The organism is Agromyces bracchium (assembly GCF_009709675.1).
Taxonomy (GTDB): Bacteria; Actinomycetota; Actinomycetes; order Actinomycetales; family Microbacteriaceae; genus Agromyces; species Agromyces bracchium.
On the sequence record NZ_WMLB01000017.1, the window covers coordinates 255,457 to 282,338 of the forward strand.

At 70.0% G+C, this 26,882-nt stretch carries 24 protein-coding genes and 1 pseudogene; 18 read left to right on the plus strand and 7 right to left on the minus strand.

Annotation, left to right across the window (positions count from 1 at the left end; translation table 11 throughout):
• Positions 1–121: 121 nt before the first annotated feature.
• Positions 122–1,618: a chromosomal replication initiator protein DnaA gene (dnaA, locus tag GJ743_RS06615; RefSeq protein ID WP_155051085.1), complete on the minus strand. Its 1,497-nt coding sequence runs from the start codon at positions 1,616–1,618 to the stop codon at positions 122–124.
• A 411-nt stretch (positions 1,619–2,029) separates the two neighbouring features.
• On the opposite strand from dnaA, the gene rpmH reads away from it, so the two are divergent.
• The 10 genes and pseudogenes from rpmH (at position 2,030) to GJ743_RS06660 (ending at position 11,573) form a co-directional block, all read left to right on the plus strand.
• Positions 2,030–2,167, plus strand: a complete 138-nt coding sequence (gene rpmH / locus GJ743_RS06620; RefSeq protein ID WP_064002918.1) for a 50S ribosomal protein L34 — start codon at positions 2,030–2,032, stop codon at positions 2,165–2,167.
• Between the two features lie 8 nt (positions 2,168–2,175).
• A complete protein-coding gene (gene rnpA / locus GJ743_RS06625) occupies positions 2,176–2,598 on the plus strand; it encodes a ribonuclease P protein component (RefSeq protein ID WP_328288871.1) in 423 nt (140 codons plus the stop codon).
• A 1-nt stretch (position 2,599) separates the two neighbouring features.
• A pseudogene (gene yidD, locus GJ743_RS19485) lies at positions 2,600–2,887 on the plus strand (membrane protein insertion efficiency factor YidD); the annotation flags it as partial.
• Positions 2,888–3,121: 234 nt separating this feature from the next.
• Complete coding sequence (yidC, locus tag GJ743_RS06635; RefSeq protein ID WP_155051086.1) at positions 3,122–4,099, plus strand: membrane protein insertase YidC; 978 nt, start codon at positions 3,122–3,124, stop codon at positions 4,097–4,099.
• Positions 4,100–4,104: 5 nt separating this feature from the next.
• On the plus strand, positions 4,105–4,602 hold the full coding sequence (locus GJ743_RS06640) for a Jag family protein (protein WP_155051153.1): 498 nt from the start codon (positions 4,105–4,107) through the stop codon (positions 4,600–4,602).
• A gap of 26 nt (positions 4,603–4,628) precedes the next feature.
• Positions 4,629–5,285, plus strand: coding sequence for a 16S rRNA (guanine(527)-N(7))-methyltransferase RsmG (gene rsmG, locus GJ743_RS06645; protein ID WP_155051087.1), 657 nt, complete (start codon positions 4,629–4,631; stop codon positions 5,283–5,285).
• Between the two features lie 61 nt (positions 5,286–5,346).
• Positions 5,347–5,790 carry an LD-carboxypeptidase gene (locus tag GJ743_RS20140; RefSeq protein ID WP_328288872.1) on the plus strand — a complete coding sequence of 148 codons (444 nt, stop codon included), beginning with the start codon at positions 5,347–5,349 and terminating at the stop codon, positions 5,788–5,790.
• Positions 5,783–6,415, plus strand: coding sequence for a hypothetical protein (locus tag GJ743_RS20145; protein ID WP_328288873.1), 633 nt, complete (start codon positions 5,783–5,785; stop codon positions 6,413–6,415). Before GJ743_RS20140 ends, GJ743_RS20145 begins: the two co-directional genes overlap by 8 nt.
• A gap of 3,224 nt (positions 6,416–9,639) precedes the next feature.
• Entirely contained in the window at positions 9,640–10,596 is a 957-nt protein-coding gene (locus tag GJ743_RS06655) for a ParA family protein (protein WP_155051154.1), read from the plus strand.
• Entirely contained in the window at positions 10,596–11,573 is a 978-nt protein-coding gene (locus tag GJ743_RS06660; RefSeq protein WP_155051088.1) for a ParB/RepB/Spo0J family partition protein, read from the plus strand. Before GJ743_RS06655 ends, GJ743_RS06660 begins: the two co-directional genes overlap by 1 nt.
• Before the next feature lie 55 nt (positions 11,574–11,628).
• On the opposite strand, the gene GJ743_RS06665 is transcribed toward GJ743_RS06660, so the two are convergent.
• From GJ743_RS06665 to GJ743_RS06690, 6 genes are all read right to left on the minus strand, one after another.
• Positions 11,629–12,588 (minus strand): D-alanine--D-alanine ligase family protein, encoded by a 960-nt coding sequence (locus tag GJ743_RS06665; RefSeq protein ID WP_155051089.1) that lies wholly within the window; start codon positions 12,586–12,588, stop codon positions 11,629–11,631.
• A gap of 16 nt (positions 12,589–12,604) precedes the next feature.
• Positions 12,605–13,927 (minus strand): aminotransferase-like domain-containing protein, encoded by a 1,323-nt coding sequence (locus GJ743_RS06670; protein WP_328288874.1) that lies wholly within the window; start codon positions 13,925–13,927, stop codon positions 12,605–12,607.
• A gap of 164 nt (positions 13,928–14,091) precedes the next feature.
• Positions 14,092–14,415 carry a thioredoxin gene (trxA, locus tag GJ743_RS06675; protein ID WP_155051090.1) on the minus strand — a complete coding sequence of 108 codons (324 nt, stop codon included), beginning with the start codon at positions 14,413–14,415 and terminating at the stop codon, positions 14,092–14,094.
• An 83-nt stretch (positions 14,416–14,498) separates the two neighbouring features.
• A complete protein-coding gene (gene trxB, locus GJ743_RS06680; protein WP_155051091.1) occupies positions 14,499–15,509 on the minus strand; it encodes a thioredoxin-disulfide reductase in 1,011 nt (336 codons plus the stop codon).
• Positions 15,510–15,682: 173 nt separating this feature from the next.
• Positions 15,683–17,305 carry a murein biosynthesis integral membrane protein MurJ gene (gene murJ, locus GJ743_RS06685; RefSeq protein ID WP_155051092.1) on the minus strand — a complete coding sequence of 541 codons (1,623 nt, stop codon included), beginning with the start codon at positions 17,303–17,305 and terminating at the stop codon, positions 15,683–15,685.
• Positions 17,298–19,460, minus strand: a complete 2,163-nt coding sequence (locus GJ743_RS06690; protein ID WP_155051093.1) for a DUF6049 family protein — start codon at positions 19,458–19,460, stop codon at positions 17,298–17,300. The genes murJ and GJ743_RS06690 overlap by 8 nt, the downstream gene beginning before the upstream one ends.
• Before the next feature lie 139 nt (positions 19,461–19,599).
• Here GJ743_RS06690 and GJ743_RS06695 point away from each other — a divergent pair, with 139 nt between their 5' ends.
• The 8 genes from GJ743_RS06695 (at position 19,600) to GJ743_RS06730 (ending at position 26,853) form a co-directional block, all read left to right on the plus strand.
• On the plus strand, positions 19,600–21,033 hold the full coding sequence (locus GJ743_RS06695) for a CCA tRNA nucleotidyltransferase (protein WP_155051094.1): 1,434 nt from the start codon (positions 19,600–19,602) through the stop codon (positions 21,031–21,033).
• A 903-nt stretch (positions 21,034–21,936) separates the two neighbouring features.
• Entirely contained in the window at positions 21,937–22,272 is a 336-nt protein-coding gene (locus tag GJ743_RS06700; RefSeq protein WP_155051095.1) for a hypothetical protein, read from the plus strand.
• Positions 22,273–22,514: 242 nt separating this feature from the next.
• Positions 22,515–22,898: a 30S ribosomal protein S6 gene (gene rpsF / locus GJ743_RS06705; protein ID WP_155051096.1), complete on the plus strand. Its 384-nt coding sequence runs from the start codon at positions 22,515–22,517 to the stop codon at positions 22,896–22,898.
• Between the two features lie 5 nt (positions 22,899–22,903).
• Positions 22,904–23,419 (plus strand): single-stranded DNA-binding protein, encoded by a 516-nt coding sequence (locus GJ743_RS06710; RefSeq protein WP_155051097.1) that lies wholly within the window; start codon positions 22,904–22,906, stop codon positions 23,417–23,419.
• A 72-nt stretch (positions 23,420–23,491) separates the two neighbouring features.
• On the plus strand, positions 23,492–23,752 hold the full coding sequence (gene rpsR / locus GJ743_RS06715) for a 30S ribosomal protein S18 (protein ID WP_067947514.1): 261 nt from the start codon (positions 23,492–23,494) through the stop codon (positions 23,750–23,752).
• Positions 23,753–23,763: 11 nt separating this feature from the next.
• Entirely contained in the window at positions 23,764–24,216 is a 453-nt protein-coding gene (gene rplI, locus GJ743_RS06720; RefSeq protein ID WP_155051098.1) for a 50S ribosomal protein L9, read from the plus strand.
• A gap of 488 nt (positions 24,217–24,704) precedes the next feature.
• On the plus strand, positions 24,705–26,078 hold the full coding sequence (dnaB, locus tag GJ743_RS06725) for a replicative DNA helicase (RefSeq protein ID WP_328288875.1): 1,374 nt from the start codon (positions 24,705–24,707) through the stop codon (positions 26,076–26,078).
• Positions 26,079–26,259: 181 nt separating this feature from the next.
• Positions 26,260–26,853 (plus strand): hypothetical protein, encoded by a 594-nt coding sequence (locus GJ743_RS06730; protein ID WP_155051099.1) that lies wholly within the window; start codon positions 26,260–26,262, stop codon positions 26,851–26,853.
• Positions 26,854–26,882 lie beyond the last annotated feature (29 nt).

Sequence of the window (26,882 nt, forward strand, 5' to 3'; positions counted from 1 at the left end):
ATCCACAGATTTTCCACACCTGTGCGGAATCGTGTCGGCGGGCTCTCAGGAACGGCTCGCGAGCCGTCGCGGGGCGCGCCGACGAGCCGCGCGGGCGCGCGGCATCCGTTACCGGGCCGGGTCAGCGGTAGCGGGCGGTCTGCTTGATGCGCGCGGTCAGCTCGGTGACCTGGTTGTAGATCGAGCGGCGCTCCTTCATGAGCTCCGAGATCTTCTTGTTGGCGTACATCACCGTCGTGTGGTCGCGGTTGCCGAACAGCTGCCCGATCTTCGGCAGGCTGAGGCTCGTCAGCTCGCGGCAGAGGTACATCGCGATCTGGCGCGCCGTCGCCACCGCCTGCGAGCGGCTCGAGCCGTACAGGTCGTCGACCGTGAGCTTGAAGTAGTCGGCGGTCGCCGTGATGATGTCGACCGGCGCGACGACGTTGTCGGTGTCGTCCGTGATCAGGTCCTTCAGGACCGTCTGCACGAGCGGCATGTCGACCGGCGTGCGATTCAGGCTCGCGAACGCCGTCACGCGGATGAGCGTCCCCTCGAGCTCGCGGATGTTGCTCGAGACCTTCGAGGCCATGTACTCGAGGATGTCGTCGGGCACCTGCAGGTGCTCGTTCTGCGCCTTCTTGCGGAGGATCGCGATGCGCGTCTCGAGGTCGGGCGCCTGGACGTCGGTGATCAGGCCCCACTCGAAGCGGCTGCGCATCCGGTCCTCGAAGCCCGTCAGGTGCTTCGGCGGCACGTCGCTCGTGATCACGACCTGCTTGTTGTGATCGTGCAGCGTGTTGAAGGTGTGGAAGAACGCCTCCTGCGTCTCCGCCTTGCCCTGCAGGAACTGGATGTCGTCGATCAGCAGGATGTCGATGTTGCGGTAGCGCTGCTGGAAGAGCGAACCGCGGTTGTTCGCGATCGAGTTGATGAAGTCGTTCGTGAACTCCTCGGAGGAGACGTACCGCACGCGGATGCCCGGGTACAGGCTCATCGCGTAGTGGCCGATTGCGTGCAGGAGGTGCGTCTTGCCGAGGCCCGAGTCGCCGTAGATGAAGAGCGGGTTGTACGCCTTCGCCGGCGCCTCGGCCACGGCGACGGCCGCAGCGTGCGCGAAGCGGTTGGACTGGCCGATGACGAAGCTGTCGAACGAGTACTTCGGGTTGAGCCGAGCGTCGCGCGGGCGGTCGACGCTGCCGCTGCCGCTGTCGAAGATCGGCTGCGGGCCCGGCGGCATGTCATCGGTGCCGTCCAGGCCGATCGGGCCGGCGGTCATGCCGACGCCGCCCATTCCGGGTGCGGTCGGGCCGACGGATGCCGCGGCGCCCATGGGTCCGACCGCATCGGGTTCGACCTGCCGCAACTGATCGAGCTCGGGGTTCACGACCACGTAGAAGGAGGTCACCGGCGACGGCGCCTCGATCGCGCTCATCGCGGAGAGCAGCGAGACCCGCATGCGCTGGTTGAGCATGCTCGCGGTGAAGTCGTTCGGGACTTCGAGGTAGAAGGTGCCCGCAGCGATGCCCTTGGGCTCGACCAGGTTGAGGAAGCCCTGGAGCATCGGCGTGATCGCCTCGTCGTCGGAGAGTCGCTCGAGGACCGTCGCCCACGTCTCGCTGATGGGCTGTTCCGTCATCGCTCCCCGCAATCTCTCGCACCGTTCGGCGGCCGCTCGTCGCTCCCCCGAGCGATTCGGCGGAGCGGCCCGAAGGCGTCTGTTCACAGCGTTCTCCACCGCCTGTGGGCAGACTTGCGAGAACCGCGGGATTCCGCCGCACAGGCTGGGGATAACTGGTGTCACACGCTAGCGAATCGGACCTGCTCGGACAAATGCCGGTTCGAGGATCCGCCGCGCCCCGGCGTGTCGTTCCGCACGGCAACCTGTGGATCGGTGCAGAATGTCCCTTTCGTGGTGCGCTCGGTTTGACCGTGGCATCCGCAGGCCGTAGTTTTAATCAGTTGACCGCAGCCCTTTCGGGCACCGAGTTCTCCCCGCCGGCGCACCTGTGACGCGTCCGTGCGCGGAATTTCCCAGCCGGAGAAGAAGATGAGCAAGCGTACGTTCCAGCCCAACAACCGTCGTCGCGCCAAGAAGCACGGCTTCCGCGCCCGCATGCGCACGCGTGCCGGCCGCGCGATCCTCTCGGCCCGCCGCTCCAAGGGCCGCACCGAGCTCTCCGCGTAAGTTCCTCGGTGCTCGCCAAAGCCAACCGCATCACGAGCGCCGATGACTACCGGTTCATCGTGCGCCGTGGTGCGAAGGTCGCCGGTGCCCACACCGTGAGCTACATCCGCTCGCGGGAGGCGGGTTCCGACGCGCGCTTCGGCTTCATCGTGTCCAAGAAGGTCGGCACCGCCGTCCGCCGCAACCTGGTTCGGCGGCGGTTGAAGGCGGCCGGCCGCGAGTTCGTCGACGGCGGGGTCACCGCCGTCGACGTCGTCGTCCGTGCGCTGCCCTCCGCATCCGCCGCCGGCTTCGCCGAGCTCCGCGACGAGCTCGGCGCGGCGCTGACGTCTCGTTCCGGTCGGCCGGGTCCGGCCGCCCCCGCCCGACGCCCGTCGTCGAGTTCCGGCTCCGACGCGCCGGTCACCGCCGTCCGACTGGAAGAGCGCTGACGTGAAGGACCTCGCCTGGTTCGTCTGGCTCCTGCCCCGCAACGCGGGCGTGCTGCTCATCCGCGCCTACCGGGCCGTGGTCTCCCCGCTCTACGGCGACGTGTGCCGGTACTACCCCTCGTGTTCGGCCTACGGGCTCGGCGCGGTGCAGCACCGCGGACTGGTCGTCGGGTCGGTCCTCACGGCGTGGCGCATCGTCCGATGCAACCCCTGGTCCGCCGGCGGTGTCGACGACGTGCCCCTGCCTCGCGTCCGACGCTTCCATGTCACCCGGTTCGGTCTCGTGATCCCGGCCGGCTGGGCCGGAGCGGCAGCCGCCGACCGCCCTCACGCACGCAGCGGGCGCCGACGGGTCGGCGTCCCGGTCACCGCTGATGCCCACGGCGGGCACACCCACGCGCCGCGCGAAGCGGCGCACACCCACGACCACTCCCCGGCCGGCGACTCCGTGGCATCCGCCCCGCCCCGTCTCGCGGAACCCGAACTCTCCCCCATCACGTCCCGGAAGGACTGACCCGCTCCCATGGACATCTTCAGCATTCTCCTGTGGCCCATCAAATGGGCCATCGAGCTGATCCTCGTCGCGTTCCACTCGCTGTTCACGTTCTTCGGGATGGACCCCGCCGCGGGCATCACCTGGGTGCTCGCGATCACCGGCCTCGTCATCGTCGTGCGTGCCGCGCTCATCCCGATCTTCGTGCGCCAGATCAAGAGCCAGCGGCGGATGCTCGAGGTCGCGCCGCAGCTGAAGAAGATCCAGGACAAGTACAAGGGCAAGAAGGACCAGTTCTCGCGCGAGGCGATGTCGCGCGAGACGATGGAGCTCTACAAGCGCACCGGCACCAATCCGCTGTCGTCGTGCCTTCCGCTCCTGCTCCAGATGCCGATCTTCTTCGGCCTCTTCTCCGTGCTGAACGACGCGTCGATCCACGCCGAGCGCGGCGGCGTCGGGGCGATGACCCCGGAGCTCGCCTCGCAGTTCTCGAACGCGACGTTCCTCGGTGCGCCGCTCAACTCGACCTTCATCGGCGAGTGGAACGCGATGATTGCCGGCGACCCGTTCAGCGCCTCGACCATGTTCGTGGCCGTCACGATGATCATCCTGATGACCGCTTCGCAGTTCATCACGCAGCTGCAGATCGTCTCGAAGAACATGTCGCCCGAGACCAAGGCGAGCCCGATGTTCCGCCAGCAGCGGATCCTGCTCTACCTGCTCCCGCTGGTCTTCGCGTTCTCGGGTGTCGCGTTCCCCCTCGGCGTGATGTTCTACTGGCTCGTCTCGAACTTCTGGACCATGGGCCAGCAGTTCATCGTCATCCGCAACATGCCGACCCCCGGCAGCGACGCCGCCAAGGCGCGCGAGGCGCGCCTCGCGCGCAAGGGCAAGCTCGTCGTCGAGACCAAGTCCGACGGCGAGGACGCCGAACCGCAGAAGCCCGCCCCGACGCAGCGGCAGCAGCCCATGGGCAAGAACCGCTCGAAGAAGCAGAACAGGAAGTGACCCCGATGACGGACGTCCAGCACGACGCCGCGACCCGGACCCTCGCGCAGCTCGAGGAGGAGGGCGACATCGCGGCCGACTACATCGAGGAGCTCCTCGACATCTGCGACCTCGACGGTGACATCGACATCGACGCCCGCAACGGTCGCGCGTACGTCTCGGTGCACGCCGCCGAGGCGGCGAGCCTCACGGTGCTCTCGCGGCCAGACACCGTGACCGCCCTGCAGGAGCTCACACGCCTGGCCGTCCAGACGAAGACCGGTGCGTTCTCCCGGCTGATCCTCGACGTCGGCGGATCGCGCGATGCGCGCCGGGAGGAGCTCGGCCGACTGGTCGCGCGGGCGGCCGAGCGTATCGAGACCGGTGCCTCGGAGGCCGCGCTTCCGCCGATGTCGTCGTACGAGCGCAAGCTCGTGCACGACCTCGTCGCCGAGCGTGGCCTGCACTCCGAGTCGCGCGGTGAAGGCGCGGACCGGCACACGGTGATCACCCGCGTCGGCTGATCACTCGCTGACGTTTCACGTGAAACATGACTGATCCCACCCCTGCCCCGTCGACCGGTCTCGAGCCGGAGCCGCCGTCGGCCGCCGCCGTGTTCGGCGACCGCCTCGACGTCGCGCGCACGTTCACCGAGAACCTCGCCCGGCACGGTGAGGAGCTGGGATTGATCGGCCCGCTCGAGCTCCCACGTCTGTGGTCTCGACACGTCGTGAACTCGGGTCTCGTCGCTCCCCTCCTTCGTCCGGGTCGCGTCGGAGACGTCGGCTCCGGAGCCGGCCTGCCGGGTCTCGTGCTCGCGATCGCGCGTCCCGACGTGCACCTCACGCTGATCGAGCCGATGGAACGTCGCGTCGCATGGCTCGAGCGGCAGGTCGCCGAACTCGCGCTCGGCAACGTCGACGTCGTGCGTGCTCGGGCCGAAGAGGTCAAGCTGAAGGGGAGACTCGACCAGGTCACGGCCCGCGCTGTCAGCGCCCTGCGCACGCTGATCCCCATCACCGCTCCCCTGCTCCGTCCCGGCGGCGAGCTCGTGCTCATGAAGGGCAGCGGGGTCGACGGCGAGATCGGGGCCGCAGAGAAGGCGATCCGCAAGTTCCGTCTCAGTGATGTCGAGGTCGTCGTGCTCGGCGAGGGCATCGTCGACGACGTGACCCGCGTGTTCCGGGCGCGGGTGCCGTCGGAGTAAGCGCCGGTCCGGCACACCGGCGCCGTGGCGTTCCGGCACGGCAGTGCGAGATGATCGGCCGATGGCGCCCGACCGCGTGATCCAGCCAACCAAGGCGCTCCCCGGCGATCGGGTCGCTGTGCTCTCACCCGCATGGGCGGCGCCTGCCTACTTCCCCGCGACCCACGAGCAGGCGATGCGGCGTCTCACCGAACTCACCGGTCTGGTCCCGGTGGAGTACCCCACCACTCGATGCCCCGATGCGTCGCCCGCTGACCGCGCGGCGGACCTGATGACCGCATTCACCGATCGGTCGATCCGTGCCGTGCTGGCCACCATCGGCGGAGACGATCAGATCCTCGTGATCCCGCATGTGGACGTGGCCGCGATCAGCGATGATCCGAAGCCCTTCGTCGGCTACAGCGACAACACCAACCTTCACAACTGGCTGTGGACGCACGGGATCGGAAGCTTCTACGGGGGAAGCACCCAAGTCCACCTGGGGTGCCGGTCCGCGGGTGGATGAGGTGCATGCGCGATCGTTACGTGCCGCGCTTCTCGACGGCGGTGAGCTCGCGGTCGTCGATCCCGTCGAATCCGAGGATTTCGGTCTGCCCTGGGACGATCCGCGTTCGTTGACCGAGTCTCCCCCGCGTGAGCGAACGGAACCGTGGGTCTGGGCCGGCGGATCGACGCCCGTGTGCGGTCCGACGTGGGACGGTTGCCTCGAGGTCATCGACCAGATCCTCGTTGCGGACCGGTTCCCAGTCCCGCCGGATGCGTTGGAAGGCGCCGTGCTGCTGATCGAAACGAGCGAGTTGCTTCCGCCTGCAGACTGGGTCGCGAGAATCCTCCGTGCGATGGGTGAACGCGGCCTACTCGAACCGCTCGCTGCCGTGGTTGCCGCTCGTCCGCCGACGAGCTCTCACGACGAACTGCCGTCGCCCTCTGCCCGGGTCGCTCGACGAACCGCGCAGAGGGACGCCATCGTCGCCGAGGTGGCGCGGTACAACCCGCACGCCGTCGTGTGCATTGGACCGCCGTTCGGACATACGCGGCCGCAGTGGATCCTCCCCCATGGTGGCGTGATGAGCCTCGACCCGACGACACGATCGATCACCGCCGATTACGGCCCCGCCGCGGCGCGTTGACGGTTGGGCCGACCTGACGTTTCACGTGAAACATCGAGACGGGATGCCGGTCGGTCTGGTCCGGGATCGCCCGGATTCACGATCGGAATCGAGAGCGACGAGAGCTCCGCGTCATGGGCCACTGCACCCGCCGTGCAGTGGCGTCTGGCCCGATGACTCGAGTCAGTCGGCTTCGGCTGGGCCCTGAGTGATGCACTCAGCGATCTGCCTCGCGCGGCACCGTCCGTCTCACCGCGGCCGTTCCGCGGCGACCGCCGGACGGACTGTTCGGTTCGCACGTCACCCCGGAGGTTCATTGCGGACGGACCCGGTGACGGACTGAAGTCAGCCAAGGGGGCAGTCAGCCCAGGGTCGCCCTCCTGGCCTTCCGGTGATCGATCGAGCAAGGGCATGCGATGGACCGGAGACTCGGGCCGAGAGCCGTCGGACTGGATCCGCCAGCGTTTCACGTGAAACGGGGTGCGGAGCGAGACCTGTGCGGCGCGGTTGCTCGTCGCGCCGTCGAGGGATAGCGTCGCGTGGTGGATCGCACGCCACCGACGGTGTCGACCGCGTGGCAGGAGCTCCACTGGTCGAGCCTCCTGCGTTTCACGTGAAACAGGCTTCGATCGCGAGACCGGATCTGTGCGGACGCGCGGCTGTCCAGTCCCGGTTGGTCCGATCCACCTTGCGCACTTTCGGAACAACAGCGCTTCGGCGCCACGCACGCTGATTCGCTTGTGCACCGGGGCGCCGCGCGGCTGGCGTTTCACGTGAAACACGGCTCAGTTCTCCCTGCGTGATCCGTGCTGCACGGCACTGTGTTCTCCCTGCGGTCGCGGGTTCATCCGAGGGGGTCGCTTCGACGAAGGGCGCGTCCGTGCGCTCAGCCCGGCTCACGACGATCCCGCCCGCCCGATCGGTGCCGGCCACTTGGGCGTCGAGCACGCGGCGCGAGGAGGAGTGCATCGTCGGTGAGTGCGACCTCCACGCGTCACGCTCCGGCGGTGCCAGGGTCCGGTCGGACGTCGGTGCAGTCGCGGCGGTTCGATCCCGCCCGTCCGAAGCGACCTCCTGAGCATGGGTGCCGCGAACGGGGCAGCAGTCAGCGGCGTACCGAGCGATTCAGGATTTCTTCGTCGTGGCCGAGCCGTGGCACGATGCCGAGTGCGCTCCCCTCGTCGAATACCCGTATGAATCGGCCGCGACAGCGACCGGGGTGCAGGATGCAGGTTGGCTGATCGGGATCGATTCCGTCGAAAGCCCGTGACGATGATCTCGTGACGTCCGTCAACCGGGCAGTCGGCCCTCGCCGGTGGAAGGAGGTCACGCGGGGCGGGACAGCGAAGCGCTGAGCGATCGGTCCTCCCACTCGGATCGTGCTGCCCTGATCAGATGGGCTGTCGTTTGGACGATGGACGTTCGTGTGTCGGATCGCCGTGCGATGGCCCGGGTGCCGAGCGCGATCCCATGGACGTCATGCCGGCAGGTTCCACGCACGATCGCCTCCCCGCCGCAGAGGTCGGCGCCCACGCATCGCGGACGGCTCGGAACAATCGGGCAGGGGCAGGGGCAGGGGCAGGGGCAGGGGCAGGGGCAGGGGCACGGGGTCCGTAGCCAGGGCGAGGGGCGAGGCGCGGATCGCGCCGCCACGGTTCCGCGACGCCTCGCGGCGACACCGCCGACATCCCCACGCAACGGCTCGTGGGCGACGAGATCCATGTCCGACGCGAGGGCACCGAAACATGGCAACGCAGCAACGGCGACGACGCGCACGATCATTGACGACGATCGCCATCCCGAGCCTGATTCCGGGCGGACGACCGCCATACGCCGACCCGGGGAGCTGTTCGCCTGAAGATCCCGTTCCATGCCCGATACTTCGCCATCCCGGTGCGTTCGGCTCGGGAGGGCACCAACCGGGATCGAGGCCGCCCCGGTTATCTTCCACGACGAGTGAGCTGATGAGGTGATCGCAGCACACGACATCGTGACCGGCCGACGAGAAGGCCATCACCACGACGGAGGCACCGAGGCGTTTCACGTGAACAGTGCAATCCCCGATCCGGCGACTGCAGCATTCGTCGAGTTCACCGATCCACGGCGAGACGCTGCTCGAGCGTCGGCGTCGACGATTAGGCTTGACGCTCGAAGCGATCGCACGCTGGTGCATGGTGCGAGATCTCGGGACGGGTCAGGAGTGGGGCATGGCGAACGGTGGCCGCGGCTGGTTCCAGCGAAGGAAGCCGCAGTCCGACCCAGTCCAAGCGGTGCCGGAGAAGCGCGAGACCGAGCTCACACGCATCGAGGCCTACGAAGCCCAGCGTCGTGCCGAGGCCGCCGAGGCCGCCGAGGCGGCGAGGAGTCGGGTCTCGCAGGGCGGACAGCCTGACTTCGACTCGCTGTTGCGACCCGCCGCCGCACCGAGTCGTCCGAGCGAGGACGCACACGCCGGTGTGCTCGCATCGACGCCGACCCGGAACGATCCGAGCGGCGTTGCCGCTCGAGCCGACTCTGAGACAGACCGCCGCTGGGCTCCCCCGGAGACCGCTTGGCGGGGTGCGGCGGAACCCAGGCCGCCCTCGGCCACCGACGTGACGGCGGCGGCGCGCGAGACGCCGAAGCCCGCCGAGGTTTCCGCCTCGACCGGCACCGACGGATCGGAGCAGGCCGAGGAGACCTCGAACGGGAATGCATCGCGCACCGATTCAGGCAGCCGTCCGTCCGCCCAGCGATACGACTGGGATGCGGCGACCGCCGCCGCGCTTTCCGAAGAAGCGGCGCCGCAGGTCTCGCCGGCGAACCCTCCGCTCCCCCACAGCGACCCGGACAAGCTGCTCGAGGACATCATCCGCGAGATCGTGGGTGACGCGACCGCGGAGACGGTCTCGAGCCTGCACCAGCCACGAGCCGCCACTCGAACCGACTCGCAGACCGGCATCGCCGATGTCGCTGATTCGGTATCGCGATCGATGCCCGGTCCCGAAGGATCACCCGAGGTGCCGCGGGACAGGAACGAGGCCGCGGAGATCAGCGGCGGAGACGCCGTGCCCGCGGGGGTCGACGTCGATCGCCCCGAGGGCGCCCCAGAGGTCGACCACGGGGTCGCTCCCGAGGCCGGCCCCGAATCGGAATCCGAGTCCGAGGAGTCGTATGCTGTCGGGGCGGGAGATGAGCCGTCGGACACGTCCCATGGGGACGGCGTCGAGCGAGCCGAGCCGGCCTTCCACCCCTACGCCGCAACCATGAATCACGCCGTCGCCGCCGGTCCGCACGGGTCGGTTTCACGTGAAACATCAGAATCACACGGAGGAACTCCACTGGCCGATCAGCTTGCCGACGAGACCCGGCGCCGTCTCGCGCTCGACCAGGCCGTGCTGCCGCTTCCCGAGGCCACGCGCGTCTTCACGATCTCCAATCAGAAGGGCGGCGTCGGGAAGACGACCTCCGCGGTGAATCTCGCTGCGGCGCTGGCTCGGGCCGGAGCGCGCGTGCTCGTCGTGGACCTCGACCCGCAGGGCAACGCGTCGACCGCCCTCGGCGTCGATCACCGCTCCGAGCTGCAGAGCGTCTACGAGGTCCTCGTCTCCGACCTGCCGATCGCTGACGTCGTGCAGCCGTCCACCGAGCACGAGAACCTCGACTGCGTGCCGGCGACCATCCACCTCGCCGGCGCCGAGATCGAACTCGTGTCCCTGGTCGCCCGTGAGCAGCGGCTGCGCCGCGCGCTCGACGCGCACCTGGCCGCGATGGAGCATCCCTACGACTACGTCTTCATCGACTGCCCGCCGTCGCTGGGCCTCCTCACGATCAACGCTTTCGTCGCCGCGCGCGAGGTGCTCATCCCGATCCAGTGCGAGTACTACGCGCTCGAGGGCCTGTCGCAGCTGCTGAGCAACATCGAGCTCATCGAGCGCCACCTCAACCCCGAGCTGCGCCTGACGACGATCCTGCTCACCATGTACGACTCGCGCACGAACCTGGCCCAGCAGGTGGCCCAGGAGGTCCGCGACCACTTCCCCACGCAGACCCTGGACACGATCATCCCCCGCTCGGTCCGCGTCTCCGAGGCACCGAGCTACGGGCAGAGTGTGATCAGCTACGATTTCGCGTCGACCGGATCGCTCTCCTACCGCGAAGCCGCGGCGGAGATCGCCTGGCGTGGGACGCGGAACGCGTCCGAACAGAAGGAGTCCGACTGATGGCGACCAAGCGCACTGGACTCGGCCGCGGGATCGGCGCCCTGATCCCGACGACGGAGGACGCGGCACCGCGGGCGACTCGGCCCGTCGATGTCTTCTTCCCGGACAGTGAGGCGCCGAAGACGGCGGTCGCGGCCGTCGAGAACGCCGTCGAGGCGAACCTCGTGACGGTGCCCGGTGCCCATCTCGCGCGGCTGAACCCCGACGACATCGTCCCGAACGCGCAGCAGCCGCGGTCGGTGTTCGATGCCGACGATCTTGAGGAGCTCGTCCACTCGGTCCGCGAGTTCGGCGTCCTGCAGCCCATCGTCGTCCGGCCGCATCCCGATGAGCCCGGCAAGTACGAGCTCGTCATGGGAGAGCGACGTCTCCGGGCGACCAAGGCGGCCGGCCTCGACAGCATCCCCGCCGTCGTCAAGGACACGGCGAACGAGGCGATGCTCCGCGACGCGCTCCTCGAGAACCTGCACCGCTCGCAGTTGAACCCGCTCGAAGAGGCATCCGCCTACCAGCAACTGCTCGCCGACTTCGGAATCACCCAGGAGGAACTGGCGTCGCGGATCGGACGGTCCCGACCCCAGATCTCGAACACGCTGCGCCTCCTGAAACTCCCGGAGCCGGTTCAGGTGCGGGTGGCGGCCGGTGTGCTGAGTGCCGGGCACGCACGCGCGATCCTCGCGGCCGGTGACCCGCAGGCGATGCAGCGCCTCGCGGACAAGATCGTCAACGAGGACCTCTCGGTGCGCGCCGCTGAGGCGATCGTCTCGGCGGCGCCGAAGCAGGCCCGGGTGAAGCCCGCCGCGGGCAAGCGCCAGGAGTTCCTCGACGACCTGTCGACCCGGCTGGGCGACCGTCTCGACACGCGCGTCAAGATCTCGCTCGGTGCTCGAAAAGGCCAGATCAACATCGACTTCGCCACCGTCCAGGACCTCCGGCGGATCCTGTCGGAACTCGGCGAGAACCTCGAAGGGCTCTGAGCACGACAGCGCCAGCGTGGAGCGAGGCGGCCCGAACGCACCGCCGGGTCGCGACTCAGGCGCCGCGCCGAGCCGCCGTGCGCACCAGCGCGTCGTAGACCGTCGACGCATCGGTGTCGGACGCCTCGATCGCGAGCGGCACGAGTGAGGTCTCGGTGAGCCCGGGCAGCACGTTCGCCTCCAGGAACCACGGCGTACCCTCGTCGTCGACGATGAGGTCCACGCGTGAGATGTCGCGGAGTCCGAGCGTGCGGTGCGCAGCGAGCGCGGCAGCCGTTGCACGTTCGACGGACTCCTCCGGAAGGCGGCACGGCGAGAAGAACGTGGTCTCCCCCGCGTTGTACCTCGCCTGGAACGAGTACACGCCGGCGGACGGAACGATCTCGACCGCCGTGAGCGCGCGCGGCGCGCCATCCGTCTCGACGACCGCGATCGCCAGTTCGGTGCCGACCACGCGTCGCTCGACGACGGCGACGTCGGCGTAGGTGAACGCGTCGACCATGGCCCGCGGAAGGTCGGCCGGCGCCTCGACGATCGTGACGCCCTGCGCCGACCCGCCCGAGCCGGGCTTCACCACGAGGTCTCCGGGCAATGCGTCGCGGACGACCCGCAGCACGCTCGCGGCCCCGAGCTCTCGGAACGCCTCGTGCGACAGCACGATCGACTTCGGAACCGCGCCGCCGGCGGCGGCCACGAGCGAGCTCGCCACCGGCTTCGACCATGCCCGACGGGCTGCCGCACCGGTCGAGCCGACCGTGGGGATGTCGAGCGCGGCGAGCAGTTCGAGCAACGTGCCGTCTTCGCCGCTCGACCCGTGCAGCGCCGGGAACACGACGTCGGGTCGGTGCTCGGCGAGGTACGGCAGGAGGGCGGCGTCGGGATCGCGCAGTTCGACGCGATGACCGGCCTCGGTCAGGGCGTCGGCGACTCGTCGGCCGGAGCGCAGCGAGACATCGCGCTCGTGGGAGATGCCCCCGGCGAGCACGACGACGGAGAGGCCGGTGGAATCGCTCATGATCAGGGGTTCTCCACTACTTGAGGTCGGTGGGCGGGGCGAGTTCGATGCCCGGGCGATCGGGAAGCTGGAGGGTGCCGGTGCCGGCGAAGGTGTCGAGGAGATCGAGCTCGCCGTTGACGACCGTCGCGAGGCGGCGGATCCCGAGGCGGATGGCGTCGGGAGTCGGGTAGCAGAACGAGAGCCGCATCGCGTGCCGACCCCGCCCGTCGGCGAAGAAGGCCGTGCCGGGCGTGTAGGCGACGAGCTCCCGCACGGCGCGCGGCAGCATCTGCTTCGAGTCGAGCATGTCGGGCAGCGTCACCCAGACGTAGAACCCGCCGTTGGGGTTGGTCCACGAGAGCTGCGGGAGGTACTCCCCCAGCGCCTCGATCATCGCGTCCTTGCGTTCGCGGTACACCCCGCGGAACGCGTCGATCTGCCCGCGCCAGTCGGCCTGCGACAGGTACTCCGACACCACGAGCTGGCTGAAGGACGACGGCGAGAGGATCGCGGACTCGGCGGCGAGGATGAGCTTCTCGCGGATCGCATGCGGAGCGAGCGCCCAGCCGACCCGGAAACCCGGGGCGAGCGTCTTCGAGAACGAACCGAGGTAGATGACACCCTCGGGGTCCATCGATCGGAGGGCGTCGGGCGCCGGCTCGTCGAAGTGCAGGAGTCCGTACGGGTTGTCCTCGAGCACCAGGATCTCGTTCGCGCGGCAGATCTCGAGGATCTCGGGTCGCCGCGCCGCGGAGAGCGTGACGCCGGCGGGGTTGTGGAAGTTCGGGATGGTGTAGAGGAACTTGATGCGGCGCCCCTGACCGCGCAGGTGCGCGATCGTCTCGCGGAGCGCCTCCGGGATGAGGCCCTCGTCGTCCATCGCGACGTGCACGACCGACGCCTGGTACGAGCGGAAGACGCCCATGGCGCCGACGTAGGACGGGGCCTCGGCGAGGACCACGTCGCCGGGGTCGAGGAAGAGCTTCGCCACGAAGTCGAGGGCCTGCTGCGAGCCGGTCGAGGTCACGACGTTGTCGACCGAGGCGCGGATGCCCTCGAGGGACATGACCTCGAGGATGTGCTCGCGGAGCGACGGGATGCCCTGGCCCGAGCCGTACTGCAGGGCGACCGGCCCCTGCTCGCGCATCGTCCGCTCGAACGCGGAGGTGATGAGCTCCTGCGGAAGCGCCGAGACGAACGGCATGCCGCCGGCGAGCGACACCACCTCGGGCCGCGACGCCACGGCGAACAGGGCACGCACCTCGGAGGCGGCGAAGCCGGCGGCTCGCTCGGCGTAGTTCGCGTACCACGGATCGAGGTTGTTGCCGGCCCGCTCGGGCACTCCGTCAGAGGTCACTGCTGGATTCCGTTCTGCTCAGGCTCTCCATGCTAGCCAGCCGCGTCGGGGCGCCCGAACCGGATGCCACTGCGTGACGCCGAGCGCCCGGGCCAGCCGCGCAGACGCCGAGGGCCCGTAACCGATCAATACGGTTACGGGCCCTCGGACCGATCAGGCGATGATCAGCCGATGAACTCGGCCAGGTCCTGCTCAAGGATCGGCTTCGGCTTCGCACCGATGACGGTGCGGACGACCTCGCCGCCCTTGAAGACCTTCATCGCGGGGATCGCGGTGATCTGGTACTTCATCGCGAGGCCCGGGTTCTCGTCGACGTTGAGCTTGACGATGTCGAGCTTGTCGGAGTGCTCGGTCGCGATCTGGTCGAGGATCGGGCTCACCGCGCGACACGGGCCGCACCACTCGGCCCAGAAGTCGACGAGGACGGCCTTCTCGTTCTGGAGGACCTCCTGCTCGAAGGTGGCCTCGGACACTGCACGTGCAGTCATGGATATCTCCTTTGGTGGAAGCGATGGCCCGGAGCGTCCGCCGGCATACATGTCGATGTCGGCATCAGACCCGGAAAGCGTGGTCAGCGGGCGGCGTCCGCGAGGTCGACGGCGACGAGCTCGTCCACCTCGGCGGCCTCCGCCGCCGCTGCGACGGGCTCGCCGTGCGTGTCCTCGAGCGCGGCGAGGTAGTGCTCGGCGTCAAGGGCGGCGACGGTGCCGGAACCGGCCGCGGTCACGGCCTGCCGGTAGGTCGGGTCGATGACGTCGCCGGCGGCGAACACGCCGGGCACCGACGTGCGCGACGAGCGGCCGTCGACGGCGATGGTGCCCTCGGCGGTCAGGTCGAGCTTGCCGTGCACGAGGTGCGTGCGGGGATCGTTGCCGATGGCGACGAACAGGCCGTCGAGGTCGAGGGCGCTGACCTCGCCGGAGACCGTGTCGCGCAGCGTGACACCCGTCACGGCGGTGTCGCCGTGGATGGCGTCGACGGCGGCGTTCCAGACGAACTCGATCTTCGGGTTGTCGAAGGCGCGCTGCTGCATGATCTTCGACGCCTTGAGCTGGTCGCGGCGGTGGATCACGTAGACCTTGTCGGCGAAGCGGGTGAGGAAGGTCGCCTCCTCCATCGCGGAGTCGCCGCCGCCGACGACCGCGATGGTCTTCTCGCGGAAGAAGAAGCCGTCGCAGGTGGCGCACCACGAGAGTCCGTGGCCCGAGAGCCGCTCCTCTTCGGGCAGGCCGAGCTTGCGGTACGCCGAGCCGGTCGCGAAGATGATCGCCTTCGCCTCGTGCTCACCGCCGTTGCCGAGCTTGACGCGCTTGACCGGGCCCTCGACCTCGAGCTCCACGACGTCGTCGTAGACGACCTCGGTGCCGAAGCGCTCGGCCTGGGCCTGCATCTTGCCCATGAGGTCGGGGCCCATGATCCCCTCGGGGAAGCCCGGGAAGTTCTCGACCTCGGTCGTGTTCATGAGCTCGCCGCCGATCTCGACGGAACTGGCGATGAGCAGCGGCTTCAGCTCGGCGCGGGCCGCGTAGATGGCGGCGGTGAATCCCGCCGGCCCTGACCCGATGATGATGATGTCGCGCAAACCCGCTCCTGTCGTTCCGTGCGATGCCGCGGCATCCTACTCACCGGATGCCACGACATGGTGAACACAGTCTAGGCGGCGCCTATTCCGGCCCCGATGGCGCTCACGGGCGGGTCACAGGCTGGGCAGCGAGCGAGCGGATGCCGCGGGCTCGAGCCCCGCGTCATCCGCCGTCATCGGCGCCGGAGACGGGCCAGCACGGGCCCGGCGAAGCCGAGCAGCTCGGGTGAGCGGAGCAGCCACAGGATGCCGCCGTAGAGCAGCGCCATCACTGTTCCCGTGAGGGCCATGACGAGGATCGCCCCCCAGCGGTCGGCGATCGCGAAGCCGCCCTCGGTGAAGGCGCCGAACGCCGAGACGATCGCGAAGCCGGCGACGACGGGCACGATGACCGCGGCGATGTCGCGCGCGAGGCTCGCGAGCACCCGTGTGGCGTCGAGGCGCTGGAGCTTCGGCCGGAGCAGCAGCAGTGCGAGGCCGAGCTGGACCGTTCCGGAGATCGTGGTCGCCAGCGCGACGCCGACGGCGGTCCACTCGACCGGGAGCAGGAGGGCGGTCAGTGCCAGGGCCGTGAACACGACGACCTGGACCAGCGTGAACATGAACGGCGTCCGCGTGTCGCCGAGCGCGTAGAACGTCCGCTGCACCACGAACAGGATGCTGAAGCCCACCAGGCCGATCGCGAACGCGACGATCACGTTGCCGAGGGCGGCCGCATTGGCCAGGTTGCCGGGCTGGAAGACGGCCGCGAACGGGTAGGCGACGACGACGAGCACGGCCGAGGCGAGCACCAGGATCAGCGCGACCGCCCGGACGGCACCGGAGAGGTCGTCGCGCACGCGGTCGAGGAAGCCGTCGCGGGCGTGCTCGCTCATCCGGGTGAAGTACGCGGTCGCGATCGAGACCGTGATCACCGAGTGCGGGAGCATGAAGATGAGCCACGCGTTCTCGATGGCCGCGACCGATGCGCCCTGCTCGGACGCGGTCGCCGCGACCCGGGTCTGCACGATGCCGGCGAAGGTCGTGAGCAGCAGCATCCCGAACGTCCACGCCGCCATGCGGCCCGCCGAACGCAGTCCGACGCCGCGCCAGCGGAAGTCCGGGCGGTACCGCAGTCCGATCCGGCGCCAGAACCAGAAGAGCACGACGGCCTGCGCCGCGATGCCGAGCGTCGCCGAGCCGGCGAGCAGCGCGATCATCCCGGGCGTCCACTCCTCGGCCGTGCGGGTGCCGTCCGGGTCGAACCCGAACAGCAGGCCGAAGGCGACGAGGCCCGCGAGGGCGACCACGTTGTTCAGGACGGGCACCCAGGTGAACGGGCCGAAGCTGCGGCGGGCGTTCAGGACCTCGCCGAGCAGGGTGTACAGGCCGTAGAAGAAGATCTGCGGCAGGCACCAGAACGCGAACGCCGTGGCGAGCGCGAGCGTGTCGGGCGGGAAGCTCCCGCCGTAGATCCACGCGAGCACCGGCGCGAGCGCGGTCGCGACGATCGTGGCCGCCCCGATCACGACGAGCGCGAGCGTGACGAGCTTGTTGATGTACGCGCTGCCGCCGTCGGCGTGCGCGCTCGCGCGCACGATCTGCGGCACGAGCACCGCAGAGAGCACCCCGCCGGCGACGATGACGTACACCGTGTTCGGCAGTCCGTTGGCGACGGCGAACGCGTCGGCGCTCGCCGAGCCCACGACGCCGATGGTCGCGGCGAGGACGATCGCCTTCAGGAACCCGAGGATGCGGGAGACGATCGTCCCCGACGCGAGGAACAGGCTCGCCCGGGCGATGCGATCGTCAGCCATTCGAGGGGTCCTCCGGTCGGGTCGCGGCGTCGGCGTCGCCGTTCGACCCGGCGTCGTCGGGCGAGGCCTCCGAGGCGGCATCCGTCGCCTCACCCGCCGCGGCGCGCTGGCGGCGGCGGCGCAGGATGGTGCGCAGGATGCCGGCGCCGAAGACGACGACCGCGAGCACGGCGAGGATCGTCGCGCCGACGCCCTCCCAGTCGGCGTGCACGTTCGCCGGGATCCGGACGACCGAACCGAGCGGGGTGCCGCCGGGCGACGTGAGCGAGACCTCGAGGTCGACCTCGCCGCTGCCGACGCCGGCCGCGACCGGCACCTGGACGGTGCGGCGGCTCTCGCCCTCGACGGTCGCCTCGACGGTGTCCTCGACGAGCAGCCGTCCGTTCGACGGGTCGACCGTCACGACCACGTTCACCGCGAACGGCAGGTCGTTCTCGATCGTGATCGGGATGCCCGTCTCACTCGCGACCACGAGCACGCTGCTCGTCGGCACGACCGAGACGGAGTCGGTGATCGCGCGCTGGTCGACCAGCCATCGGCCGACCGCCTCGGTCCATTCGGTCGGGAGGTCGAGCCATCCGACGGCGAGGAGTTCGAGGAGGTCGCGTCGCGTCGGCGCGGTGAGCAGGGTCGGGTCGTCGAGCACGTCGGAGAACTCGTCGACCGCCGATTCCGCGCCGAGCAGGCGGTCGACGTTCTCGAGACGCTGGGCGTCCTCGGGGAGCGAGACCAGGGTGCGAGAGACCGGCGGTGCGCCCACGGCCTCGGTCAGCGTCGCGGTGCGCGACCACTGCGATCCGTCGAGGGCGGCGAGCGTCTCGCCGACGCGCTCGGCGTCGGCCCCGGCCGAGCGTGCGAACGAGCCGAGGAGGGTCGCCGACGCGTCACCCGGGCCGAGCGCCAGCTCCGCGAGCAGGCGCGAGGTCGCGCTGCGCCACTCGGCGTCCGTCTGGGCGGCGGCGGCGAGGCGGAGCGGAGCCTGCAGCCGGGCGTCGGCCACGACGGCCCCGCGGCCGTCGATCGTGGCCGCCGCGTTCGACGCGCCATCCGTCATCTCGACGTTGCCGGGAGCGAGGATGGCGGTGGTCAGGCCGCCCGCGGCGAAGCGGTCGAGGTCGCCGGATGCCACGGTGTCGTCGGCGGGCCAGGCGAGGTCGGTCCGGGTGAAGTCCCAGTCGAGCAGCTCGGCATCCGTCGGCGCCTCGCCCGGGGCGTTCGTCGCTCCGGCGGGACCCTGGGCGTCGGCGAAGTCCGCCGCGTCGACGACGTCGGCGAACCCGAGCGGCTCGAGCGGTGCGTCGAGTCCGGCCTGCGACTGCGCGGCGATGTCGGCGTCGGCGTAGGCGAGGGGGAACACCTCGTTGGGCATCTCCGCCAGCGCCTCGAGCCATGCCACGGCGGACTCGGGCGCCGACGAACCGAGCGCGCGGATCGAGACGGGGATCCGGGGGTCGATGCCGATGGCGACGCCGGTCCCCGACACCGCCTCGAGCTGGCGGGTGAGCAGGCCGGTCGGACCGGTCCACGACTCAAGTCGCTCGGCGGGGAGCATGCCGCCCTCGTTCACCGGGACCGTGAGCGGATACACCAGCGCCAGCCCGGGACGGTCCTCGTCGGTGACGAGCGCGTTGGCGACCGCGGTGGTGCCCCACGCGACATCCGCCCCACCGGATTCGAGGGACGCGGCGAGGCCGACCGCCGGGTCGGCCGCGCCGGTGGCGCTCGCCGGGAGCGTGAACTCCAGCGTCGTGACCGCGCCGACGGGGAGCGCTGCGGTCGCGCGCTCGAACACCGTGCGCGCCGACGCGGGGAGACCCCCGTCGCTCGCCCAGGCGTCGAGGTCGCCGACGTCGTCGAGCCCCGAGGCGGCCACGCCGAGCGAGAGCGTGCCGGCCGCGACCTCGGCGTCGCCGCCGTTCACGATCTCGACGACCACGTCGATGGGCGCACCGGCCGCGACCGCGGTGCCGTCGGCAGGGGCGACGCTGACGCTGACTCCGCTCTCGGGCTCGGCCGCGCGGGCGGCCGGAGCGCCCGTCGGACCGTCGAGCGGCGCGACCGCGCCGGCGACCCCGAGGGCCACGGTCGCGGCCCCGGCGAACAGGAGGGCGAGGAGTCGGCGCAGGCGTCGAGGAGGGGTCGACTCGGCCGGCATGGAGGCGATTCTACGGGGAGCGAACCGGGAGGTTGCGGGGCGGCGCCGGGGCGGCGCCGGGGTGCCGACGGCCGATGCCGCCGGCCGATGCCGCCGTCGGGGGCGGCGGCGCTCACGGCGTCCTGCCTAACATGGAGCAATGCAGAGTGTCGCTGAGGCCCTCGACCGGCTCGCGGGTCTGGCGGCCTCGCCGACGGTCGCCACGCTCGCCGACGCCTTCGAGGCGGCCGGCTTCGAGCTCGCCCTCGTCGGCGGTCCGGTCCGCGACGCGTTCCTCGGCCGGTCGACGAACGACCTCGACTTCACGACGGATGCCACGCCCGACGAGATCCTCGCCGTCGTGAAGCCCGTCGCCGAGGCGCACTGGGACATCGGGCGCGCCTTCGGCACCATCGGCGCAATCGTGCAGGGGCACACCGTCGAGATCACGACCTACCGTGCCGACGCGTACGACGGCACCTCGCGCAAGCCCGAGGTGGTCTTCGGCACGTCGCTCGAGGACGACCTCGTCCGCCGCGACTTCACCGTGAACGCGCTCGCGCTGCGACTGCCGCAGCGGACGCTCGTCGACCCGTCGGGCGGGGTCGAGGACCTCATCGCGCAGGTGCTGCGGACGCCCGCGGCGCCCGAGGTCTCGTTCGGCGACGACCCGCTGCGGATGATGCGTGCCGCGCGCTTCGCGGCGCAGCTCGGGTTCGAGGTCGAGCCGGGCACGCACGCCGCCATGTCCGAGCTCGCGCCCGAGATCGACCGGATCTCCGCCGAGCGCGTGCGCGACGAGCTGTCGAAGCTGCTGTGCACGGCGGCGGCGAGCCGCGGCATCCGACTGCTCGTCGACAGTGGGATCGCGGCGCGCGTGCTGCCCGAGATCCCGGCGCTCCGCCTCGAGATCGACGAGCACCACCACCACAAGGACGTCTACGAGCACAGCCTGACCGTGCTCGACCAGGCGATCGACTACGAGGCCTCGCGCGCGGTGCTCGACTCCCCCGACCTCGTCGTGCGCCTCGCCGCGCTGCTGCACGACATCGGCAAGCCCGCCACGCGCCGGCTCGAGCCGGGCGGTGCGGTCTCGTTCCACCACCACGACATGGTCGGCGCGAAGCTCGCCCGCAAGCGACTGCGCGCGCTGCGCTTCGACAACGACACCATCAAGGCGGTTTCGCGCCTCATCGAGCTGCACCTGCGCTTCTTCGGGTACACGGATGGCGCGTGGTCCGACTCGGCCGTGCGCCGCTACGTGCGCGACGCCGGCGACCAGCTCGAGCGCCTGCACATCCTGACCCGGGCGGATGTCACGACCCGCAACCGACGCAAGGCCGACCGCCTCGGCTTCGCGTACGACGACCTCGAGGAGCGCGTCGCGCGCCTGGCCGAGGAGGAGGAGCTCGCGGCCGTGCGCCCCGAGCTCGACGGGCAGGAGATCATGGCGGCGCTCGGCATCCGCCCCGGGCCGGTGGTGGGCGAGGCGTACAAGTACCTGCTCGACGTGCGGCTCGACGAGGGCCCCATCGGGGCGGATGCCGCGCGCGAGCGTCTGCTCGCCTGGTGGGCCGCCCGCGGCGACGCCTGACACGCGCCGCCGCGCCGCGTGCGCGCCGCCGCGCCGCCGCGTGCGCGCATCGCTGCACTCGCTTCCGTCCGGGGTGCGCGGATCCGCGACAAGTGCGCAGGTCCGAGGCTGCGCATCGGTCGTGCAACTGCGGACCGGATGGTCGAGTCGTCCTCCACATCCGGCCGAACGTCGACGGCGTCCGGGGGCGGCGTCGAGCACCGGCTCGGGGCCGGCTGATCGCGCAACGGTGGCCGTATGTCCGCTGTCGCGTTTCCGATCACCCTGTCGTACGTCGGCGATGAGCTCGGCGCAGAACCGTCCGCGCGTCGAGTGCAACGCTCGGCACGGTCGAACGGTCACCGCCGGGTGTTGCCCGGAGCGTACGTCGACGCGTCAGCTTGGGACGCCCTGGCCTCCGAACAGCGGCACCTCCTCCAGATCGCGGCGACGTTGCGTCGCCGATCCGACGACCCGGTTCTCGTCGGCGAGAGCGCGGCACTCGTACTCGGCATCCCGACGCTGCGTCCGCTGCCCACGTGGGTCCACCTTGCGACGACGGATCGGACGCCGCCACCATCGACGACCTCCGTGCGTTGGTATCGCGGACCCCTGGCAGAGGAGGAGATCATCCGCGCTCACGGTGTGCGGGTGACGAGCGTGGCCCGGACGACGGTGGATGTCGCACGGTCCCGGTCGTTTCCCGCGGCAGTGACCGCGGTGGATGCCGCGCTCAAGACCGTCGTTCGGGCGCTGCCCTGGAGGTTCGTCGACGGGCAGGTACGTCCGGCGGGAGTGCTCCGACACGACGGCGCTCGGCGCGAGGACCTCGCGCGGATCGCCGAGCCGCCGAGAAGCGGAGCCCGGACCGCACGGGCCGCGGTCGGGTTCGGCGATGCGCTCGCGGCAAGCGCCGGCGAATCGATGAGCAGGGCGCACATCCGCCTGCTCGGATTCCCCGACCCCCGCCTCCAGCAGAGGTTCGTCGACCCGGACGGCTCGGTCGCCGTCGTCGACTTCGACTGGCCCGAATTCGGGGTGAGCGGCGAGTTCGACGGGTTCGTGAAGTACTCGACCGACGAGTACCTGAAGGATTCACTGCCCGCCGATGTGCTCTGGCGTGAGAAGGAGCGGGAGCGGCGGCTCAAGCGCTACCACGACCGCGACGTCGCACGGTGGGTATGGTCGGACCTCGGGTCGGGCGCAATCGGTCTGCGCGACGAACTCATCGCCGCTGGGCTGCCGTGCAGCAGATCATGAGTGCGCGGTTCGGCGACGAGTGCGCAGGCTCGTGCCCGCGCACTGGTCGCAAGAGCGCGCACCTGCGATCGGCGGCGCGCGGCGCGCGCGGCGCGCGGCGCCGATGTGCGCGGGCGCGAGGCATCCGTTACACTTGACCGGTTGTCTGCGTGCCCGACTCCGGGCCTCCGCAGTACGACGCATGTACACCCTCCTGTCACAGACCGTCTGTGACCGCTGAGTCCGAAGGAGGTGGGTCTGTCATGCACCAGTACGAGCTGATGGTCATCCTCGATCCGTCGATCGACGAGCGCACCGTTGCTCCCAGCCTCGACAAGTTCCTCAACGTCATCCGCAACGATGGCGGCACCGTCGACAACGTCGACATCTGGGGCAAGCGTCGCCTGGCGTACGAGATCAACAAGAAGTCCGAGGGCATCTACGCCGTCGTCGACTTCACCGCCGAGTCCGCGACCACCAACGAGCTCGACCGCCAGCTGAACCTCAGCGAGGCCGTCATGCGCACCAAGGTGCTCCGTGCCGAGGAGGGCATCGCCCAGGTCGCCGCCGCGAAGAAGGCCGAGGAGGCGAAGGCCGCCAAGAAGGCCGCCGCCGCCGCGAAGGCCTCCGCCAAGAAGGACGCCTAGTCCCCATGGCCGGCGAGACCGTCATCACCGTGGTGGGCAACCTCACCGCCGACCCCGAGCTGCGCTACACGCAGAGCGGGCTGGCTGTCGCGAACTTCACGATCGCGTCGACGCCCCGCACGTTCGACCGTCAGGCGAACGAGTGGAAGGACGGCGAAGCCCTCTTCCTCCGTGCGAGCTGCTGGCGTGAATTCGCCGAGCACGTCGCGGGGTCGCTCACCAAGGGAACCCGGGTCATCGCTTCCGGACGTCTCAAGCAGCGCTCCTACGAGACGAAGGAGGGCGAGAAGCGCACCAGCATCGAGCTCGAGATCGACGAGATCGGCCCGAGCCTGCGCTACGCCACCGCGTCCGTGACGCGCGCCCAGTCCAACCGCGGCGTCGGCGGAGGCGGCTCCTTCGGGGGCGGTCAGCAGTCGTCCGACGACGCGTGGGCGCCCAGCGCTCCCGCCCAGTCCTCGGGCGGCGGCGACGTCTGGAACACCCCGGGCACCAACTACGGCGACGAGACGCCCTTCTAGGCCGTCAGGCCGGCGACGGATGCCACGTGGCATCCGCTCGCACCAGAAACTCACACACGACAGGAAAGAACCATGGCTGGAAAGAGCAGCGGCGACCGCCGCAAGCCTCGCGGCGGCAAGGGCGCGAAGAACGCCGCCCCCGCGAAGTCCGTCAAGGTCGGCGTCATCGACTACAAGGATGTCGCGACCCTTCGGAAGTTCATCTCGGAGCGCGGCAAGATCCGCGCCCGTCGCATCACCGGTGTCTCCGTGCAGGAGCAGCGCCTCATCGCCCGCGCCGTGAAGAACGCGCGCGAGATGGCGCTCCTGCCCTACTCGGGCTCCGGCCGCTAAGGAGCACGGAAATGGCAAAGATCATCCTCACGCACGAGGTCTCCGGTCTCGGCGAGGCCGGCGACGTGGTCGAGGTCAAGAACGGGTACGCCCGCAACTACCTCGTCCCCCAGGGCTTCGCGACCCCGTGGACCCGTGGCGGCCAGAAGCAGGTCGACCAGATCAAGGCCGCGCGCGCCGCGCGCGAGCTGCACTCGCTGGAGGACGCGCAGGCCCTCAAGGCCAAGCTCGAGTCCACCAAGGTGCGCCTGAGCGTCAAGGCCGGCCTCGGCGGTCGCCTCTTCGGCTCGGTCAAGCCGGCGGATGTCGCGGCGGCCGTCGCCGACGCCGGTCTCGGCGAGATCGACAAGCGCAAGGTCGAGTTCACCGCTCCGGTGAAGTCGGTCGGCGACCACGAGGTCACCGTCAAGCTGCGCGACGAGGTCACCGCGACGATCACCCTCCAGGTGGTCGCGGCGAAGTAATCGCTTCCGACGCAGCGTACGACGCGGCGGTGGGCTGAGGCCCCCGCCGCGTCGTCGTGTGCGGGGTGCGTCGGCCGCACTACACCCGTGGAGAGGGCCGCCGCAAGTCCGCACTTTGGGGTGCTGTCCTCAGGTTTGTACACAGGACCGGCGCGGCGTCGGTTGGGAAACGGAAGAATTTTCCCCCCACAGGTGTAGATTCATGAAATACCCGATCAGGTGCGAATTCACGCCATGTCATTCACCACATTTCCACAGTTCTCCACAGGGTTTGTGCACACGTTCGACGGCGTTTCGCCCACGTCGTCCACAGAGTTATCCACAGGCTGGCTTGTGCTGTGGGAACCCCTTCCTTATGGTGAGTCAGTCTCCTTCGGAATGACGCCGTGAACGGGCCCCGCCAACGCCGTTCGACGAGGTGTCGGGGGGTCCGGCGAGACTGGTCGCGGGGCGATGGAACATGCCCGGCGGGCGAGCGGAGGTAGGAAGTGTCGATCGCGCATATCGGGATCGCCGAACCGGTCGACGAGTCCGACGCCCGCCGCGGCGAGCGCACCCCTCCGCACGACCTCCTCGCCGAGCAGAGCGCGCTCGGCGGCATGATGCTCTCGAAGGACGCGGTCGCCGACGTCATCGAGACGCTCCGCGGCATCGACTTCTACGTGCCGAAGCACGAGGTCGTCTTCAACGCGATCCTCGCCCTCTACTCGCACGGCGAGCCGACCGACGTGATCGCGGTCACCGACGAGCTCACCAAGTCCGGCGAGCTGCAGCGGGCCGGCGGGGTCGAGTACCTCCACACGCTGACCAGCCTCGTTCCCACGGCCGCGAACGCCGGGTACTACGCGGCGATCGTCGCCGAGCGGGCGCTCCTCCGCCGGCTCGTCGAAGCCGGCACGCGCATCGTGCAGATGGGCTACGCCGGTGAGGGCGAGGTCGTCGAGCTCGTCAACAACGCCCAGGCCGAGATCTACTCGGTGACGGGCTCGGTCGAGAGCGAGGACTACGTCCCGCTGACGGATGCCATCGGCACCGCGATCGACGAGATCGAGGCCGCGAAGCACACCGACGGCAAGATGACCGGCGTGCCGACCGGCTTCGCCGACCTCGACGACCTCACGAACGGCTTCCACCCCGGGCAGATGATCATCGTCGCCGCGCGACCCGCGATGGGCAAGTCGACGCTCGCGCTCGACTTCGCGCGGTCGGCCGCGATCACGCACGACCTGCCCACGATCTTCTTCTCGCTCGAGATGGGGCGCAGCGAGATCGCGATGCGACTGCTCTCGGCCGAGGCATCCGTGCCCCTGCAGAACATGCGCAAGGGCACCGTCGACACGCGCGACTGGACCACGATCGCCTCGACGCGCGGCCGCATCAACGACGCGCCGCTCTACATCGACGACTCCCCCAACATGACGCTCGTCGAGATCCGCGCGAAGTGCCGGCGGCTCAAGCAGCGCGTGGGCCTCAAGATGGTCGTCATCGACTACCTCCAGCTCATGACGAGCGGCAAGCGCGTCGAGAGCCGCCAGCAAGAGGTGTCGGAGTTCTCGCGTGCGCTGAAGCTGCTCGCGAAGGAGCTCCAGGTCCCGGTGCTCGCGCTGTCGCAGCTGAACCGCGGTCCCGAGCAGCGTGCCGACAAGATGCCCGCACTCTCCGACCTCCGCGAATCGGGCTCGATCGAACAGGACGCCGACATGGTGATCCTCCTCCACCGCGAATCGGCCTACGAGCGCGACAGCCCGCGCGCGGGAGAGGCCGACCTCATCGTCGCCAAGCACCGCAATGGCCCCACCCGCACCGTGACCGTGGCCTTCCACGGCCACTTCTCGCGCTTCGCCGACATGGTGCAGGTGTAACCCGGCTGCCCCCACTGCGCGCGGCCCGTCCCCGACGGGCCGCGCGCTCGCGACCAGGACCGAGCTCCGGCACGGATGCGACGCGCAGGCGTGTGCGCGTTGCCGCGCGCCCGCCGCGGCAGTACCGTGCCCGCGTGGACACGTGTCGACGGAGCCAGCGGAGCACGCGGAGCAGGCGGGGATGAGCGACGCGGCGCTGTTCGTGGGGATCGCCGAGATCGCCGGGGTGTTCGTGGGCTTCGCGGCGCTCATCAGCGTGACCGGACGGGACGAGATCGCCCCGTCGCAACTGGCGCAGGTACGCGCAGTCGTGACGATCGGCCTCGTGGTGATCGTCGCCGCCCTCCTCCCGGTCGCCCTCTCGGCATACGGGCTCGACGCGCCCGTGCTGTGGCGGGTGAGCAGCGGGCTGTTCCTCGTGCTCGTGTGGGTCGTGATGGCGCTGGCGCTGCGCCGGCCCGAGAATCGCCGCTCCGCGCGCACCCAGGCACGCCGGAGCCCCGGCCTCACCGCGGTGTTCTGGGGCGTCCTCGAGGTCGCGATCCAGGTGCCGTTGCTGCTGGCGGTGCTCGGCGTGGTCGAGGACCTGGCGCGGGCGTTCTACACGACGGCGCTCGTGGTGCACCTGTTCGAGGCCGCGTTCGTGCTCGGCCAGCTCGTGTACGCGCGGATGGCGGATCGGCCTGGTGAAGGGACCGTCGACGAGGCACCCGCCGACGAGGCACCGGCGGACACGGCACGCCCGGACGAGGCATCCGAGCCGGAGGCGACGTGATCACGCGCCACGGCGCCCGTTGACCGCGG

Excerpts from the sequence above, each read along its gene's own strand:
- dnaA (WP_155051085.1), bottom strand. The coding sequence starts at position 1,618 with ATGACGGAACAGCCCATCAGCGAGACGTGGGCGACGGTCCTCGAGCGA.
- rpmH (WP_064002918.1), top strand. The coding sequence starts at position 2,030 with ATGAGCAAGCGTACGTTCCAGCCCAACAACCGTCGTCGCGCCAAGAAG.
- yidC (WP_155051086.1), top strand. The coding sequence starts at position 3,122 with ATGGACATCTTCAGCATTCTCCTGTGGCCCATCAAATGGGCCATCGAG.
- GJ743_RS06640 (WP_155051153.1), top strand. The coding sequence starts at position 4,105 with ATGACGGACGTCCAGCACGACGCCGCGACCCGGACCCTCGCGCAGCTC.
- rsmG (WP_155051087.1), top strand. The coding sequence starts at position 4,629 with ATGACTGATCCCACCCCTGCCCCGTCGACCGGTCTCGAGCCGGAGCCG.
- GJ743_RS20140 (WP_328288872.1), top strand. The coding sequence starts at position 5,347 with ATGGCGCCCGACCGCGTGATCCAGCCAACCAAGGCGCTCCCCGGCGAT.
- GJ743_RS06655 (WP_155051154.1), top strand. The coding sequence starts at position 9,640 with ATGAATCACGCCGTCGCCGCCGGTCCGCACGGGTCGGTTTCACGTGAA.
- GJ743_RS06660 (WP_155051088.1), top strand. The coding sequence starts at position 10,596 with ATGGCGACCAAGCGCACTGGACTCGGCCGCGGGATCGGCGCCCTGATC.
- GJ743_RS06665 (WP_155051089.1), bottom strand. The coding sequence starts at position 12,588 with ATGAGCGATTCCACCGGCCTCTCCGTCGTCGTGCTCGCCGGGGGCATC.
- trxA (WP_155051090.1), bottom strand. The coding sequence starts at position 14,415 with ATGACTGCACGTGCAGTGTCCGAGGCCACCTTCGAGCAGGAGGTCCTC.
- murJ (WP_155051092.1), bottom strand. The coding sequence starts at position 17,305 with ATGGCTGACGATCGCATCGCCCGGGCGAGCCTGTTCCTCGCGTCGGGG.
- GJ743_RS06690 (WP_155051093.1), bottom strand. The coding sequence starts at position 19,460 with ATGCCGGCCGAGTCGACCCCTCCTCGACGCCTGCGCCGACTCCTCGCC.
- GJ743_RS06695 (WP_155051094.1), top strand. The coding sequence starts at position 19,600 with ATGCAGAGTGTCGCTGAGGCCCTCGACCGGCTCGCGGGTCTGGCGGCC.
- GJ743_RS06700 (WP_155051095.1), top strand. The coding sequence starts at position 21,937 with ATGAGCAGGGCGCACATCCGCCTGCTCGGATTCCCCGACCCCCGCCTC.
- rpsF (WP_155051096.1), top strand. The coding sequence starts at position 22,515 with ATGCACCAGTACGAGCTGATGGTCATCCTCGATCCGTCGATCGACGAG.
- GJ743_RS06710 (WP_155051097.1), top strand. The coding sequence starts at position 22,904 with ATGGCCGGCGAGACCGTCATCACCGTGGTGGGCAACCTCACCGCCGAC.
- rpsR (WP_067947514.1), top strand. The coding sequence starts at position 23,492 with ATGGCTGGAAAGAGCAGCGGCGACCGCCGCAAGCCTCGCGGCGGCAAG.
- rplI (WP_155051098.1), top strand. The coding sequence starts at position 23,764 with ATGGCAAAGATCATCCTCACGCACGAGGTCTCCGGTCTCGGCGAGGCC.
- GJ743_RS06730 (WP_155051099.1), top strand. The coding sequence starts at position 26,260 with ATGAGCGACGCGGCGCTGTTCGTGGGGATCGCCGAGATCGCCGGGGTG.